15 protein-coding genes are annotated in these 16,574 nt (G+C 60.0%); 5 read left to right on the forward strand and 10 right to left on the reverse strand.

Annotated features, from left to right (window positions below):
- Window positions 1-3: 3 nt before the first annotated feature.
- The 10 genes from TK06_RS15305 to rpsB all read right to left on the reverse strand — a co-directional run bounded on the left by TK06_RS15305 (window position 4) and on the right by rpsB (window position 10,491).
- Window positions 4-507: an OmpH family outer membrane protein gene (locus tag TK06_RS15305; protein ID WP_003184901.1), complete on the reverse strand. Its 504-nt coding sequence runs from the start codon at window positions 505-507 to the stop codon at window positions 4-6.
- 45 nt (window positions 508-552) lie between these two features.
- A complete protein-coding gene (gene bamA, locus TK06_RS15310; RefSeq protein WP_063322760.1) occupies window positions 553-2,940 on the reverse strand; it encodes an outer membrane protein assembly factor BamA in 2,388 nt (795 codons plus the stop codon).
- A gap of 74 nt (window positions 2,941-3,014) precedes the next feature.
- Entirely contained in the window at window positions 3,015-4,367 is a 1,353-nt protein-coding gene (gene rseP / locus TK06_RS15315; RefSeq protein ID WP_063322761.1) for an RIP metalloprotease RseP, read from the reverse strand.
- Between the two features lie 52 nt (window positions 4,368-4,419).
- Window positions 4,420-5,610, reverse strand: a complete 1,191-nt coding sequence (ispC, locus tag TK06_RS15320) for a 1-deoxy-D-xylulose-5-phosphate reductoisomerase (protein WP_063322762.1) — start codon at window positions 5,608-5,610, stop codon at window positions 4,420-4,422.
- Window positions 5,607-6,413, reverse strand: a complete 807-nt coding sequence (locus TK06_RS15325; RefSeq protein ID WP_063322763.1) for a phosphatidate cytidylyltransferase — start codon at window positions 6,411-6,413, stop codon at window positions 5,607-5,609. The genes ispC and TK06_RS15325 overlap by 4 nt, the downstream gene beginning before the upstream one ends.
- Complete coding sequence (gene uppS, locus TK06_RS15330) at window positions 6,413-7,168, reverse strand: polyprenyl diphosphate synthase (protein ID WP_063322764.1); 756 nt, start codon at window positions 7,166-7,168, stop codon at window positions 6,413-6,415. The genes TK06_RS15325 and uppS overlap by 1 nt, the downstream gene beginning before the upstream one ends.
- 13 nt (window positions 7,169-7,181) lie before the next feature.
- Window positions 7,182-7,739 carry a ribosome recycling factor gene (gene frr / locus TK06_RS15335; RefSeq protein ID WP_063322765.1) on the reverse strand — a complete coding sequence of 186 codons (558 nt, stop codon included), beginning with the start codon at window positions 7,737-7,739 and terminating at the stop codon, window positions 7,182-7,184.
- Window positions 7,736-8,479, reverse strand: a complete 744-nt coding sequence (gene pyrH, locus TK06_RS15340) for a UMP kinase (RefSeq protein ID WP_003198235.1) — start codon at window positions 8,477-8,479, stop codon at window positions 7,736-7,738. The genes frr and pyrH overlap by 4 nt, the downstream gene beginning before the upstream one ends.
- Before the next feature lie 213 nt (window positions 8,480-8,692).
- On the reverse strand, window positions 8,693-9,559 hold the full coding sequence (gene tsf, locus TK06_RS15345; RefSeq protein WP_063322766.1) for a translation elongation factor Ts: 867 nt from the start codon (window positions 9,557-9,559) through the stop codon (window positions 8,693-8,695).
- Window positions 9,560-9,753: 194 nt separating this feature from the next.
- Window positions 9,754-10,491 (reverse strand): 30S ribosomal protein S2, encoded by a 738-nt coding sequence (gene rpsB / locus TK06_RS15350; protein WP_003198231.1) that lies wholly within the window; start codon window positions 10,489-10,491, stop codon window positions 9,754-9,756.
- Between the two features lie 447 nt (window positions 10,492-10,938).
- On the opposite strand from rpsB, the gene map reads away from it, so the two are divergent.
- The 5 genes from map to TK06_RS15375 all read left to right on the forward strand — a co-directional run bounded on the left by map (window position 10,939) and on the right by TK06_RS15375 (window position 16,545).
- Complete coding sequence (gene map / locus TK06_RS15355) at window positions 10,939-11,721, forward strand: type I methionyl aminopeptidase (protein ID WP_057448350.1); 783 nt, start codon at window positions 10,939-10,941, stop codon at window positions 11,719-11,721.
- 42 nt (window positions 11,722-11,763) lie between these two features.
- Entirely contained in the window at window positions 11,764-14,466 is a 2,703-nt protein-coding gene (locus TK06_RS15360; protein WP_063322767.1) for a [protein-PII] uridylyltransferase, read from the forward strand.
- A 60-nt stretch (window positions 14,467-14,526) separates the two neighbouring features.
- The gene (dapC, locus tag TK06_RS15365) at window positions 14,527-15,726 is read left to right on the forward strand and encodes a succinyldiaminopimelate transaminase (protein WP_063322768.1); all 1,200 of its coding nucleotides are present in this window, start codon (window positions 14,527-14,529) and stop codon (window positions 15,724-15,726) included.
- A gap of 164 nt (window positions 15,727-15,890) precedes the next feature.
- Window positions 15,891-16,232 (forward strand): type II toxin-antitoxin system RelE/ParE family toxin, encoded by a 342-nt coding sequence (locus TK06_RS15370; protein ID WP_063325158.1) that lies wholly within the window; start codon window positions 15,891-15,893, stop codon window positions 16,230-16,232.
- Between the two features lie 10 nt (window positions 16,233-16,242).
- Window positions 16,243-16,545, forward strand: coding sequence for an XRE family transcriptional regulator (locus TK06_RS15375; protein WP_057448352.1), 303 nt, complete (start codon window positions 16,243-16,245; stop codon window positions 16,543-16,545).
- Window positions 16,546-16,574 lie beyond the last annotated feature (29 nt).

Consider the following 16,574-nt stretch of genomic DNA (forward strand, 5'->3'; position numbering starts at 1 on the left):
GGATTACTTCAGCTGATTCATGCGCTCGATTACCTGGCGCGTGATGTCGTATTGAGGCTTGACATCGATCACTGCGCCACGCTCGAACACCAGGTCAAAACCACCTTTCTTGATGACTTCTTCCACGGCGCTGTCGAGTTTCGGCTTGAGTTGCTTGAGCATTTCGCGGTCGGCAACAGCTTTCGCTTCGTTCAGCTCCTTGGACTGGAACTGGAAGTCACGGGCCTTTTGCTTGAATTCAAGCTCCAGACGCTCACGCTCACCCTGGGCCATCTTGTCGCCACCGGCTACCAGACGATCCTGAATGCCCTTGGCGCTGCTTTCCAGGCCCTTGAGCTTGGTCAGTTGCGGACCGAATTTCTTCTCCGCATCCACGGCGTATTTCTTCGCTGCGTCGGATTCCAGCAGGGCCATCTGATAATTCAGCACGGCAATCTTCATGTCGGCAAAAGCCGGACCGGCGACCAGCACGGTGGCCAGGAGAACCAATTGAGTCAACTTACGCACGATGTACTCCTACAAAATCCATTGTCGTTATCTTGGGTCAGGCGCTTAGAACGTCTGGCCGAGGGAGAATTGGAACACTTGGGTTTCAGCGTCATCCGGTTTCTTGATCGGCATCGCCAATGCGAAGCTCAAGGGGCCCAGCGCGGTGACCCAGGTCACGCCCACGCCGACGGAACTGGCCAGGTTGCTCAGGCTGATGTCGTTGCACTCCGTATTGGAGTTGCCCCCGTTAGAAGTAGTGGTGTCTTCGCATGTGGAGTCGAATACGTTACCGACGTCCCAGAATACCGAAGTGCGCAGCGAGCGCTGATCCTTGACGAACGGCATTGGGAAAAGCAACTCCACGCCACCCTGAAGGAGGACGTTACCGCCGAATGGCAGCGGATCCTGGTCCGGATCACGGATTGTACCAGTGTTACCCGTGACACTCGCTCCCCGGCTCGGCGTACTGCGCGGCCCGAGCGTACTGTCCTTGAAGCCACGCACCGAGTTGAAACCACCGGCGTAGTAGTTCTCGTAGAACGGCAGGCCATCGGTCGAACCGTAGCCGTCGCCATAACCCAGTTCGGTGTGCAGGCGCATGGTGTAGTTGTCGGTCAACGGCTGGAACAGTTGGCCACGATAGTCGAGCTTGAAGAACGACAGGTCACTACCCGGCACAGTCGTTTCCAGGACTAGGCTCTGGGAATGACCACGGGTCGCCAGCACGCCCTTGTTCAGGGTCGACTCGGACCAACCGGCAGACGCCTTGAAGTTCAGGTATTTGTCGCCTTCTTTCTCGACGAAATCGAAGATCTCGTCAACGGTATAGCGGCCAGTGCTGATCTCGTCCTGCTGGGCGGTGAGACCGAATGTAAGCCGCGAAGTCTCGCTGATTGGATAACCCACGTTGACGCCGGCACCCAAGCTGTCTACTGCATAGCTGGAGACATCGGAATCGAGCTCGTCATAGTCGGTGGTACGGTAGAAGGCGTTATAGCCCAGGCTCACGCCGTCAGCGGTCCAGTAGGGGTCCACGTAACCGAAGTTGTAGCGGGTCTGGTACTCACTGCGAGTCAAGCCGATGCTGACCTTGTTACCGGTACCCAGGAAGTTGTTCTGGGTGATCGAGCCACCGAGGATCAGACCGGCACTCTGGGCAAAACCGACGCTGGCAGTGATCGAGCCGGAAGCCTGCTCTTCGACGCTGTAGTTCACATCCACCTGGTCATCGACACCGGGCACTGCCGGGGTCTCGACGTTGACTTCCTTGAAGAAACCCAGGCGCTCCAGGCGGGTCTTGGACTGGTCGATCAGGTAGGTCGAGGCCCAACCGCCTTCCATCTGGCGCATTTCACGGCGCAGCACTTCGTCCTCGGACTTGGTGTTGCCACGGAAGTTGATGCGGTTGACGTAGGCACGCTTGCCCGGGTCCACGGCGAAGGTGATGTCGACGGTGTGGTCTTCATCATGCGGCTGTGGCACGCCGTTGACGTTGGCGAAGGTGTAGCCCTCGTTACCCAGGCGGCGGGTGATCAGCTCGGAGGTGGTGGTCATCAGCTTGCGCGAGAACACCTGGCCCTTCTGCACCAAGAGCAGCGACTTGACCTGGTCTTCAGGCACTTTCAGGTCGCCGCTGAGCTTGACGTCACGAACGGTGTATTTCTCGCCTTCGTTGACGTTGACGGTAATGTAGACGTGCTTCTTGTCCGGGGTGATGGACACCTGGGTCGAGGCGATGTCCATGTTGATGTAGCCGCGGTCCAGGTAGTAGGAACGCAGGCGCTCCAGGTCACCGGAGAGTTTTTCACGGGCGTACTTGTCGTCGTTCTTGAAGAACGACAGCCAGTTGGTGGTCTTGAGTTCGAACAGGTCGATCAGGTCTTCGTCAGGGAAAACCGTGTTGCCCACCACGTTGATGTGCTGGATGGCTGCCACAGTGCCTTCGTTGATGTTGACCTTCAGGCCGACGCGGTTGCGCGGTTGCGGCACCACTTCGGTGTCGACGGTGGCCGAATAGCGACCCTGGGCAACGTACTGGCGTTGCAGTTCGTTACGTACACCTTCGAGGGTGGCACGCTGGAAGATCTCGCCTTCGGCCAGGCCGGATTGCTTGAGGCCTTTCATCAGGTCTTCAGTGGAGATCGCCTTGTTGCCTTCGATCTCGATACTGGCGACCGACGGGCGCTCGACAACGGTGATGACCAGGACATTGCCGTCACGGCCCAGTTGGATATCTTGAAAGAAGCCGGTCTTGAACAGCGCACGCGTGGATTCCACCAGGCGCCGATCATCCGCCTGCTCGCCGACGTTCAACGGCAAGGCACCAAAGACGCTACCCGCGGAGACCCGCTGGAGGCCATTGACGCGAATATCAGAGATAGTGAAGGACTCGGCGTGAACTTCGGCGATCATCAATACGGTGAGAACCGCAGTTAGCAGCAGACGTTTCATGAAGTCCTTTCTTATTCCAACTGGCAATAAACAAACTGCCGCAAAATGCGGCAGATTCGCAATTCAGCGAAGCGTTACAGACGACCCAGATCGTTGACGAGGGCAAGCAACATGACCCCGACCACCAAGCTGATACCGATCTGTATCCCCCAACCTTGCACCCGATCCGACAAGGGACGACCACGCGCCCACTCGATCAGATAAAACAGCAGATGCCCCCCATCCAGTACCGGGATGGGCAGCAAATTCAGAACCCCCAGGCTAATGCTCAGATAAGCAAGGAAATTCAGGAAATCAGCGACGCCCGACTGGGCAGAAGCGCCCGCCACTTTAGCAATGGTTATCGGTCCACTCAAGTTTTTTACCGAGAGCTCGCCGAACAACATTTTCTTGAGCGAGTCCAGCGTCAGGACGCTCATGGTCCAGGTACGACGCGCACCCTCGCCAATCGCCGCCACCGGGCCGAAACTGACCTCGCGAATCATTTCCGGTGGCCAGTCGACCGCCTTGACGCCCGCCCCCAGGTAACCGCTCGGTGCCTTGCTCTCGCCACGGGCGGCCAGGGTCACCGGGACATCGATTGGAGCACCGTCGCGCTCGATGCGCAGCACAATTTTAGTATCAGGACGTACACGAACCGAATCGACCACCTGTTGCCAGTCGCTGACCGGCTGGCCGTCGAGGGCCAGCAACCGATCGCCGGTCTTCAGACCAGCAGCCTGGGCCGGGCCTTTCGGATCGAGTTCGGCGAGTATCGGTGGCATCGCCGGACGCCATGGCCGGATCCCCAGGGACCGGATCGGATCCGGCTCGTCGGCGCCCTTGAGCCAGTTGTCCAAGATCAGTTCGCGAGGCGAATCCACCGTGGAGCCCTGCTCGCGCACCATCAATTGCAACGAACCGCTCTCACCCAGGCGACGCACCAGTTGCAGATTGACCGCCGCCCAGCCCGAGGTCGGCTCGCCGTCGATAGCGACGATTTCCTGCCCGACACCCAACCCGGCACGGGCGGCAACGCTACCCGACTCCACCGCACCGATGACCGGACGCACCTGCTCGCTGCCCAGCATGGCCAGGCCCCAGAAAAACACCATGGCCAGCAGGAAGTTGGCGATCGGCCCCGCGGCGACGATGGCAATACGCTGACGGACGGTCTTGCGATTGAAGGATTGATCGAGCTGGTCTGCCGGGACTTCACCTTCTCGCTCATCGAGCATCTTGACGTAGCCGCCCAGCGGGATGGCCGCCACGACGAACTCGGTGCCTTTCTTGTCGTGCCAGCGCAGCAAGGGCATGCCAAAGCCCACGGAAAAACGCAGGACCTTGACGCCACAGCGCCGCGCGACCCAGAAATGACCGAATTCGTGAAATGTGACCAACACCCCCAAGGCAACCAGGGTGCCGACAATCATATAGAGCGCGCTCATCTGTTTTCTCCGCAATCCTGTCCAGGGCAACCCTGGCTAACGTATCGCAGCTTCAACGCCCGTGGCGCTGCAGCCATTGGCCCGCCAATTCACGAGCCCTGGCATCCGCCGTAAATACCGTGTCGAGGTCATCGACCGAAACCACGGCCTCGAGATTCAAGACTTCCTCGATGATACTCGCGATCTCGAGGTAACGGACACGTCCATCGAGAAACGCTGCAACCGCCACTTCATTGGCGGCATTAAGCATGGCCGGTGCGCTGTCGCCCGCCTCGGCCGCCTGTCGCGCCAGGCGCAGGCAGGGGAAACGCTGCTCATCGGGCGCCTGGAAATCCAGGCGAGCGATGGCGAACAGGTCCAGCGGCGCAACACCCGAATCGATGCGCTCCGGCCAGGCCAGGGCATTGGCGATCGGGGTGCGCATGTCCGGATTGCCCAGCTGGGCCAGCACCGAACCATCGACATAGTCCACCAGGGAATGAATCACGCTCTGGGGATGAATCACCACCTCGACCTGGGACGGCTTGGCATCGAACAGCCAGCAGGCCTCGATCAGCTCCAGGCCCTTGTTCATCATGCTGGCCGAATCCACGGAAATCTTGCGCCCCATGGACCAGTTCGGGTGGGCACAGGCCTGCTCGGGTGAAACATGCACCAATTCTTCCAGCGGCGTCTGCCGGAACGGGCCACCGGAGGCTGTCAGCAAAATCCGCCGGACACCCACCGCGCCGAGGCCACGGGAAAAATCCTGCGGCATGCATTGAAAAATCGCATTGTGCTCGCTGTCGATAGGCAGCAACACCGAACCGCTTTTGCGCACAGCCTGCATGAACAGCGCGCCGGACATCACCAGCGCTTCTTTATTGGCCAGCAGGATCTTCTTGCCTGCTTCCACCGCCGCCAGCGTCGGACGCAAGCCCGCCGCACCGACGATTGCCGCCATCACGGCGTCGACTTCCGGGTCGGAAGCCACTTGGCAGAGGCCTTCCTCCCCCACCAGCACGCGAGTTTGCAGGCCGGCTGCGCGCAGATCGTCCTGCAGCGCCCGCGCCACAGCGGCCTCAGGCACCACGGCAAACCGCGGCGTGTGGCGTATGCACAAGGCCAGCAATTCACTCATGCGCGTGAAACCACTGAGGGCGAACACCTGGTAACGCTGCGGGTGCCGGCCGATGACGTCAAGCGTACTCAGGCCGATCGAACCGGTCGCACCAAGGACAGTGATCTGCTGGGGGCGACTCACGACGCCGCCATCCACAACAGCACGGCAAAGATCGGAATCGCGGCGGTAAGGCTGTCGATGCGATCCAGCACGCCACCGTGACCGGGCAGCAGGTTACTGCTGTCCTTGATTCCCGACTGACGCTTGAACATGCTTTCGGTCAGGTCGCCAACCACAGACACAAATACGATCAAGGCGGCCCCCATAAGGCCCATCAGCAGCTGCGCGACCGTCCAGTCCCGCACGAAGCCGACCACAGTGGTGATCACCAGGCTCAAGGCCAGGCCACCATAGACCCCTTCCCAGCTCTTGCCAGGACTGACCTTCGGCGCCAGCTTGCGCTTGCCGAAGGCCTTGCCGGAAAAATAGGCGCCGACGTCGGCACCCCAGACCAACACCATCACGGCCATGATCTGCCAGTTACCCAGCGGGTCTTGCTTGATCCAGATCAGCCCTTGCCAGGCCGGCAGCAGGATCAACAGGCCGATCACCAGCTTGGTCGCCGCATTGGCCCAATGATGGGTAGTCTGCGGGTAGGTCAGGACCAGGAAGGTCGCTGTCGCCCACCACAGCACCGCGGCACCCAACACCCAAGGCGCGAGCCCGGGCATCACGTACATGATGAACAGCATGGCCGCCACGGCCGCTGCGTAGGCCACGCGCGCCGACTGCGCAGGAAAACCCGCCAGCCGAGCCCATTCCCACGCCCCCAGGGTCACGACCAGTCCGATGAACAGCGCAAAACTGGCGCCTTCGAGCAGGAAGAAACCGCCCAGGGCGATGGGCAACAGGATCAAGGCAGTGATGATTCGTTGTTTGAGCATTAAACCCGGGCTCCAGCTTCGATCTGCTCGCTCGTTTTACCGAAGCGACGCTGACGGGAAGCGAAATCGGCCAGTGCGGTGCGCATGGCATCGTGTTTGAAGTCCGGCCAGAACAGGTCGGAGAAGTACAACTCGGCATACGCCAACTGCCAGAGCAGGAAGTTGCTGATGCGATGCTCGCCACCGGTACGGATGCACAGGTCCGGCAACGGCAGGTCGCCGGTCGCCAGGCAGGTCTGCAGCAGTTCCGGCGTGATGTCTTCCGGGCGCAGGTGCCCGGCCTGGACTTCCCGCGCCAGCCGCTGGGCAGCCTGGGCAATGTCCCACTGCCCACCATAGTTGGCGGCGATCTGCAGGACAAACCGATCGGCGCCCGCAGTCGCTGCCTCGGCTTCGCGCATCGCAGCCTGCAATTCAGGATGGAAGCGCGAGCGATCACCGATGATCCGCAGGCTGATCTTGTTATCGTTGAGGCGCTTGGCCTCACGACGCAGGGCCTTGAGGAACAGGTCCATCAAGGCACTGACTTCATCGGCCGGACGCTGCCAGTTCTCACTGGAGAAGGCGAACAGGGTCAGCACCTCGACCCCTGCCTCGGCGCACACCTCGATGACCGCACGCACCGCATCGACACCCGCCTTGTGCCCGGCGACGCCAGGCATAAAGCGTTTCTTGGCCCAGCGGTTATTGCCGTCCATGATGATCGCCACGTGGCGCGGCACCGCGAACGGCACGGCCTGCTTGGTCTTTTCCATGAAAACGAGACCCTTATACGGCCATCAGGTCTTTTTCTTTCTGCGCCAAATCCGCGTCGATCTTAGCCACGTACTTCTTGGTCAGGTCGTCGATCTCGCCAGTGGCACGACGCTCTTCGTCTTCGCTGATTTCCTTTTCCTTGACCAGGTCCTTGAGCTGGCTGTTGGCGTCACGACGGATGTTGCGCACGGCAACACGGGCGTCTTCAGCCACGTCACGGGCCTGTTTGGTGAAGCCCTTGCGGGTCTCCTCGGTCAGGGCCGGCATGGAGATCAGCAGCAGCTCACCCAGGTTGGTCGGGTTCAGGTTCAGACCGGCACTACCGATGGCCTTGTCGACCGCAGCCAGCATGTTGCGCTCAAAGGCCACGACCTGCAGGGTACGCGCATCCTTGACTGTGATGTTGGCCACTTGCTTGATCGGGGTATCGGAGCCGTAGTACGGCACCATCACGCCCTCAAGGATGCTCGGGTGCGCCTGGCCGGTGCGGATACGACCGAAGTTGTGCGCCAGGGACTCCAGGGATTTCTGCATGCGCTGTTCAGCGTCTTTCTTGATTTCGTTGATCATTGTTGAACTTCCTCGATCAGTGTTCCTTCGGCGCCGCCATGGACGATATTCAGCAGGGCACCGGGCTTGTTCATGTTAAAGACGCGCAGCGGCATCTTGTGGTCGCGGCAGAGACAGATAGCCGTCAGATCCATTACCCCCAGCTTGCGATCCAGCACTTCATCGTAGGTCAGATGATCGAACTTCTCGGCATGCGGGTCCTTGAACGGGTCAGCGGTATAGACGCCATCGACCTTGGTTGCCTTGAGCACGACATCGGCATCGATCTCGATCGCTCGCAGGCAGGCGGCCGAATCCGTGGTGAAGAACGGATTACCGGTACCGGCGGCAAAAATCACCACTTCCTTGGAGTTGAGGTGGCGCATGGCTTTGCGGCGGTCGTAGTGATCGGTTACGCCAACCATGGAAATGGCCGACATCACGATGGCCGAGATATTGGCACGCTCCAGCGCGTCACGCATAGCCAGGGCGTTCATCACAGTAGCCAGCATGCCCATGTGGTCGCCCGTGACCCGATCCATGCCGGCCGCGCTCAGCGCTGCGCCGCGAAACAGGTTGCCGCCGCCGATGACCAGACCGACCTGAACGCCGATCCCGACCAGCTGGCCGACTTCCAGGGCCATGCGATCCAGCACTTTCGGATCGATCCCGAACTCTTCCGAGCCCATCAGGGCCTCGCCGCTAAGCTTGAGTAGAATGCGTTTATAGCGAGCCTGATAACCACTGCCCTGCTGAGCCATTGCGAATCTCTCCTGCGGCGTATTTTCGAAAATTCTTTGCAGGCTGTTTGCAGCCTGCGTCTACTCTAGTCTGACGCTGACACAGCGCCATCGGAACACGGCTTTGTAAGCCAGTTCCGACAGGAAACCAATAAAAATCGGCATCCCCATCCAAAAAGAGGCTGCGCGCGTTAAGCGGGCAGCCTCTTCAGGGCGACAGTTGTAAAAACCGTCTTATTGCTTGCTGGCAGCAGCTACCTGGGCAGCAACTTCTTCAGCGAAGTTGTCGACCGGCTTCTCGATGCCTTCGCCTACTTTGAAGTAGGTGAACGAAACGATTTCAGCACCGGCTTTCTTCGCCAGGTCGCCGACCTTGACTTCCGGGTTCTTGACGAAAGCCTGCTCAACCAGGCTAGCTTCGGCCAGGAACTTGGAGATACGGCCGCTGACCATTTTTTCTGCGATTTCAGCAGGCTTGCCTTTCAGCTTTTCTTCGTTCAGCTGCAGGAAAACGCCCTTCTCGCGCTCGATCGCTTCAGCCGAAACGTCCGAAGGCAGCAGGAACTCAGGGTTGGTTGCAGCAACGTGCATGGCGATGTCTTTCGCCAGCTCGGTATCGCCGCCCTTCAGGACAACCGCAACACCGATCTTGTTGCCGTGCAGGTAGGTACCGACCACGTCACCTTCAACACGAACCAGACGGCGGATGTTGACGTTTTCGCCGGTCTTGCCAACCAGGACCAGGCGCGCTTCTTCCTGAGCTTCGATCAGCGGAGCTGCGTCGGTCAGTTTGTCAGCGAAGGCTTTTTCGACGCTGGCAGCGACGAATGCCTTGAAGTCATCCTGCAGGGCCAGGAAGTCGGTCTGGGAGTTAACTTCCAGCAGAACGGCAGCCTTGCCGTCGTCCTTGATGGCGATGGCGCCTTCAGCGGCAACGTTGCCCGCTTTCTTGGCAGCCTTGATGGCGCCCGAAGCACGCATGTCATCAATGGCTTTTTCGATGTCGCCGCCAGCCTTGGTCAAGGCTTTCTTGCAGTCCATCATGCCTTCGCCGGTACGCTCGCGCAGTTCTTTGACCAACGCTGCAGTAATCTCTGCCATTTCAAAATCCTCTTGGATAGGTTTTCAACCATTCCACCCGATCGAACGGGCGATCAATTCTTCCTGGAAAACCACTGCTTATAGGCCACGACAGGTTACAAACAGATCACTGCGCTGGCGGCAAATGGTTTTCGAGGTGGCAAAAAGGGGGCCAAGCCCCCTTTTTGCTTACTGAGTCAACGCCAGGGCGTCAATTACTCAGCGGCTGCTGCCGGAGCTTCTTCAGCGAAGACTTCGGTGCCGCCATTCACGTTGTTGCGACCACGGATAACAGCGTCAGCCATCGAACCCATGTACAGTTGGATGGCGCGGATGGCGTCATCGTTGCCTGGGATGATGTAGTCAACGCCTTCCGGGCTGCTGTTGGTATCGACAACGCCGATGACCGGGATACCCAGCTTGTTGGCTTCGGTGATCGCGATGCGCTCGTGGTCAACGTCGATCACGAACAGCGCGTCAGGCAGACCGCCCATGTCCTTGATACCGCCCAGGGAGCGGTCCAGCTTCTCAAGATCGCGGGTGCGCATCAGCGCTTCTTTCTTGGTCAGCTTGGCGAAAGTACCGTCTTCGGACTGGACTTCAAGGTCACGCAGACGCTTGATGGAAGCGCGAATGGTCTTGAAGTTGGTCAGCATGCCGCCCAACCAGCGGTGATCGACGTACGGCGAACCGCAACGTGCTGCTTCTTCAGCAACGATCTTGCCAGCGGAACGCTTGGTGCCGACGAACAGAATCTTGTTTTTGCCCTGGGCCAGGCGCTCTACGAAGGTCAGTGCTTCGTTGAACATCGGCAGGGTTTTTTCAAGGTTGATGATGTGGATCTTGTTACGCGCGCCGAAAATGTACTTGCCCATTTTCGGGTTCCAGTAACGGGTCTGGTGACCGAAGTGCACACCGGCCTTCAGCATATCGCGCATGTTGACTTGGGACATGATAGTTCCTTGATAAGTCGGGTTTGGCCTCCACGTATCCCAATGACCAACCAGCGGCTATATAAGCCAAAGGCACCCAGGTCATCGTGTCGACACGTGTGTGGATTTAAGCTTACGGGGTCATCCCCGGAAAGCGGCGCATTTTATACCACAGCAAGGGCGAAAACGGAACATGGAATCTGAAAACCTCTTGTGGCGAGGGGATTTATCCCCGCTGGGACGCGTAGCGGCCCCATACCAGGCGATTCAATCGACTTGATACACCATGCTGCCTGATTTGGGGCTGCTGCGCAGCCCAACGGGGATAAATCCCCTCACCACAGAGTTCCAGCCTGGAGAGCTCATTGTACTGATCGTCTGTTAGAATCGCGTTTTCAGGGCCGCCCGGATCCCCATCCGCCGCCCATTTCGTTTTGAACAGCGCCGTCGGGCGCAGAGAGAGCCTGTATGACCGTTACCCTCAAGACTCCCGAGGACATCGCCAAAATGCGTGTCGCCGGCAAACTCGCCGCCGATGTGCTGGAGATGATCGCCGACTACGTCAAGCCTGGCGTGACCACCGAAGAGCTGGACCGCATCTGCCATGACTACATCGTCAACGAGCAGAAAGCCATCCCGGCCCCGCTCAACTACAAAGGCTTCCCGAAGTCGATCTGCACCTCGATCAACCACGTGGTCTGCCACGGCATCCCCAACGAAAAACCGTTGAAGGATGGCGACACCCTGAACATCGACGTCACCGTCATCAAGGACGGCTTTCACGGCGACACCAGCCGCATGTTCCACGTCGGCAACGTGCCGGAGTGGGCCGAGCGCCTGTCCAAGGTCACCCAGGAATGCATGTACATGGCCATCGAACTGGTGAAGCCGGGCTGCCGCCTGGGGGACATCGGCGAAGTGATCCAGAAACACGCACAGAAGAACGGCTTTTCCGTGGTGCGTGAGTTCTGCGGCCATGGCATCGGCAAGGTGTTCCACGAAGAACCGCAGATCCTGCACTACGGCCGTGCCGGCACGGGCATGGAACTGCAGGCGGGCATGACCTTCACCATCGAGCCGATGATCAACCAGGGACGCGCCGATACCAAGGTGCTGGGCGACGGCTGGACTGCCATCACCAAGGATCGCAAGCTGTCGGCCCAGTGGGAACACACCTTGCTGGTCACCGAGACCGGATACGAGATCTTTACCCTGCGCAGCGATGACACCATCCCTCGCGTTTCCGCCTGATCCGAACCCAGCCTATAGATAGATAGAAAGGAAAGTCATTCAATGCCGCAGGTGGATCCCGAACTCTTCGACCGCGGCCAGTTCCAGGCTGAACTGGCCCTGAAGGCAAGCCCCATCGCGGCGTTCAAGAAGGCGATCCGCCAGGCCCACGAAGTGCTCGACCAGCGCTTTCGCAACGGCCGGGACATTCGGCGGCTGATCGAGGACCGTGCCTGGTTCGTCGATAACATCCTGCAAAAGGCCTGGGAACAGTTCAACTGGAGCGAGGATGCCGACATCGCCCTGGTGGCGGTCGGCGGCTACGGGCGCGGCGAACTGCACCCCTACTCCGACATCGATCTGCTGATCCTGCTCGACAGCGCCGATCATGAAGTTTTCCGTGACTCCATCGAGCGGTTCCTGACGCTGCTGTGGGACATCGGCCTGGAAGTCGGCCAGAGCGTGCGCTCGGTGCAGGAATGCGCCGACGAGGCCCGCGCCGACCTGACGGTGATCACCAACCTGATGGAAAGCCGCACCATCGCCGGCCCCGAGCACCTGCGCCAGCGCATGCTCGATGTCACCAGCACGGCGCACATGTGGCCCAGCAAGGACTTTTTCCTGGCCAAGCGCGCCGAGCAGAAGGCCCGCCACCACAAGTACAACGACACCGAATACAACCTGGAGCCCAACGTCAAGGGCTCGCCCGGCGGGCTGCGGGACATCCAGACGATCCTATGGGTCGCCCGGCGCCAGTACGGCACGCTGAACCTGCGCGCCCTGGCCGGTGAAGGTTTCCTGGTGGAAAGCGAAAACGCCTTGCTGGCCTCGTCCCAGGAATTCCTGTGGAAGGTCCGCTACGCCCTGCACATGCTGGCCGGGCGCGCCGAAGACCGCCTGCTGTTCGACCATCAGCGCTCCATCGCCAGCCTGTTGGGTTTCGAAGGGCAGGATGCCAAGCAATCCATCGAAAACTTCATGCAGCAGTACTACCGCGTGGTGATGAGCATCGCCCAACTCAGCGAACTGATCATCCAGCACTTCGAGGAAGTCATCCTCGCCCCCGAAGACGAAGAACCGCCGCAGCCGATCAATTCACGTTTCCAACTGCACGACGGCTACATCGAGGCGCGCAACGCCAATGTATTCCGTCGCACGCCGTTCGCCATGCTGGAAATCTTCGTGCTCATGGCCCAGCAACCGGAAATCAAGGGTGTACGCGCCGACACCATTCGCTTGCTGCGGGAAAACCGTCACCTGATCGATGAAGATTTCCGTCACGACATCCGCAACACCAGCCTGTTCATCGAGTTGTTCAAGTGCAAGATCGGCGTGCATCGCAACCTGCGGCGCATGAACCGCTACGGGATTCTCGGGCGTTATCTGCCGGAGTTCGGTTTCATCGTTGGGCAAATGCAGCACGACCTGTTCCACATCTATACGGTCGATGCCCACACCCTGAACCTGATCAAGCACCTGCGTAAGCTCCAGTACACCCAGGTCTCGGAGAAATTCCCGCTGGCCAGCAAGCTCATGGCCAAGTTGCCCAAGCCCGAACTGATCTACATGGCAGGGCTGTATCACGACATCGGCAAGGGTCGTCAAGGCGATCACTCCGAGATTGGCGCGGTGGATGCCGAGGCTTTCTGCCAGCGCCATCAACTGCCGCTCTGGGACAGCCGACTGATCGTCTGGCTGGTGCAGAACCACCTGATGATGTCCACCACCGCCCAGCGCAAGGATTTGTCCGACCCACAGGTGATCCACGACTTCGCCCAGATCGTCGGCGATGAAACGCGCCTGGACTATCTCTACGTGCTGACTGTGGCCGACATCAACGCCACCAACCCAAGCCTGTGGAACTCCTGGCGCGCCAGCCTGTTGCGCCAGCTCTACACCGAGACCAAGCGCGCCTTGCGCCGCGGCCTGGAAAACCCCGTGGATCGCGAAGAGCAGATCCGTCGCACCCAAAGCGCAGCCCTGGACATCCTGGTGCGCGGTGGCACCGACCCGGACGACGTCGAGCAGCTCTGGTCGCAATTGGGCGATGACTACTTCCTGCGCCATACCGCCGGCGACGTGGCCTGGCACAGCGATGCGATCCTGCAGCAACCGGCCGATGGCGGGCCGCTGGTGCTGATCAAGGAAACCACCCAGCGCGAGTTCGAGGGCGGCACGCAGATCTTCATCTACGCCCCGGACCAGCACGACTTCTTCGCCGTGACCGTGGCAGCGATGGACCAGCTCAACCTCAACATCCATGACGCCCGGGTCATTACCTCGAGCAGCCAGTTCACCCTCGACACCTACATCGTGCTCGACACCGACGGCGACTCGATTGGCGACAACCCGGCGCGGGTCAAGCAGATTCGCGATGGCCTGACCGAAGCCCTGCGCAACCCGGCGGACTACCCGACCATCATCCAGCGCCGGGTGCCGCGCCAGCTCAAGCATTTTGCGTTTGCCCCACAGGTGACGATCCACAACGACGCCCAGCGCCAGGTCACCGTCCTGGAACTCAGCGCCCCGGACCGCCCGGGCCTGCTGGCGCGAATCGGCCATATTTTCCTGGAGTTCGACCTGTCGCTGCAAAACGCGAAGATCGCCACCCTCGGCGAACGGGTGGAAGACGTCTTCTTCATCACCGACGCACATAACCAGCCGCTGTCCGATCCGCAGCTGTGCAGCCGCTTGCAGGAAGCGATCGTGCAGCATTTGAGCGTCAACCAGGAACCCGATGCTCACATGACACGTATCAGCATCTGAACGAACACATTCCCCCTGTGGGAGCGGGCTTGCTCGCTCCCACATTGAACGAGGCCCTTGATGAACAACGCTTTGAACCAGTTGCAGCCCTACCCGTTCGAAAAGCTCCGCGCCTTGCTTGGCAGCGTCACGCCCAACCCGGACAAGCGCCCGATCGCCCTGTCCATCGGCGAACCCAAGCATCGCTCGCCCAGCTTCGTGGCTGAAGCCCTGGCCAGCAACCTGGAAAAAATGGCCGTGTACCCGACCACCCTCGGCATCCCGGAATTGCGTGAGGCCATCACTGGCTGGTGCGAGCGTCGCTTCAACGTGCCGAACGGCTGGCTAGACCCGGCGCGCCACGTGCTGCCGGTCAATGGCACCCGTGAAGCCTTGTTCGCCTTCACCCAGACCGTGGTCAACCGTGGCGACGATGCGCTGGTGGTCAGCCCGAACCCGTTCTACCAAATCTACGAAGGCGCGGCGTTCCTGGCCGGGGCCAAGCCGCACTACCTGCCGTGCCTGGACGAAAACGGCTTCAATCCGGATTTCGATGCCGTCTCACCCGACATCTGGAAGCGCTGCCAGATCCTGTTCCTGTGCTCCCCTGGCAACCCGACCGGCGCGTTGATCCCGGTGGACGTGCTGAAAAAACTCATCGCCCTGGCTGACGAACATGACTTCGTCATCGCGGCAGACGAGTGCTACAGCGAACTGTACTTCGACGAACAGACCCCGCCGCCGGGGCTGCTCAGCGCCTGCGTCGAACTCGGTCGCAAGGATTTCAAGCGCTGCGTGGTGTTCCACAGCCTGTCCAAGCGCTCCAACCTGCCAGGCTTGCGCTCCGGTTTCGTCGCTGGCGACGCGGACATCCTCAAGGGTTTCCTGCTGTACCGCACCTACCACGGCTGCGCCATGCCGGTTCAGACCCAACTGGCGAGCATCGCGGCGTGGAACGACGAAGTCCATGTACGGGCCAACCGTGCGCTGTACCGGGAAAAATTCGACGCAGTGCTGGAAATCCTCAGCCCGGTGCTGGACGTGCAGCGTCCCGATGGCAGTTTCTATCTGTGGCCAAACGTGGCCGGCGATGATGCAGCGTTCTGCCGCGACCTGTTCGAACAGGAACACGTGACCGTGGTGCCAGGCTCCTACCTGTCCCGTGAAGTGGATGGCGTCAACCCAGGCGCCGGGCGCGTGCGCATGGCCCTGGTCGCGCCGCTGGCTGAATGCGTGGAAGCGGCGGAGCGGATTCGCGCGTTTATCCAGCGTCGAGGTTGATGGCTGTCTCGGACTGAAGCGGACCGCTGTTGTGGCGAGGGAGCTTGCTCCCGCTGGGCTGCGCAGCGGCCCCAACAGCAACATCCGTACCGGCCACCTCCCCCTGTACAAATCCTCAGTGCTGCCTGGGTTGCGCAATGCACCTATTTCGGTACACTTCATTCATGGTTGATATTGCCCCAATACTGAACGTACGTTTTTTCCGCACAGACGCTGGGAATGAACCCGTTCGCGAATGGTTGACTGACCTGCCTCGCGAGCACAGACGGATGATCGGGACCGACATCAAGACTGTTCAGATTGGTTGGCCAATAGGTATGCCGGTGGTTCGCAAACTGGACACCGGGCTGTGGGAGGTCAGGATTGACCTTGGAGATACCATTGCCCGTGTTCTCTTCACCGTGGCGGGCTCCGATATGGTTCTACTCCACGGTTTCATCAAGAAAAGTCAAAAAACGCCAGCCACCGACATGGCAACCGCCAAGCAGCGCAAAGCAAGATTATGAGGTACCGCAAATGAACAAGCATATTGGATCGGATTTTGACGATTTCCTCGCCGAGCAAGGCATCGCCGAAGAAGTTTCCGCCGCTGCGCTCAAACGCGTTATTGCCTGGCAGATTGCCGAAGCCATGAAGCTTCAGAAAGTGACCAAAAAGGCCTTGGCACAACGGATGCACACCAGTCGCACCGCTGTTGATCGTGCGCTGGATCAGAACGATGCAGGAATGACGCTGGCAACGCTTGCGAGCGCGGCGCGTGCGCTGGGTCAGAGGGTGGAAGTACGGTTGGTGCCTGAGCAGGAAGAGGCCCACGCATAAGCGCTGTTGTGGCGAGGGAGCTTGCTCCC

The sequence above is a fragment of the Pseudomonas fluorescens genome, assembly GCF_001623525.1.
Taxonomy (GTDB): Bacteria; Pseudomonadota; Gammaproteobacteria; order Pseudomonadales; family Pseudomonadaceae; genus Aquipseudomonas; species Aquipseudomonas fluorescens_Q.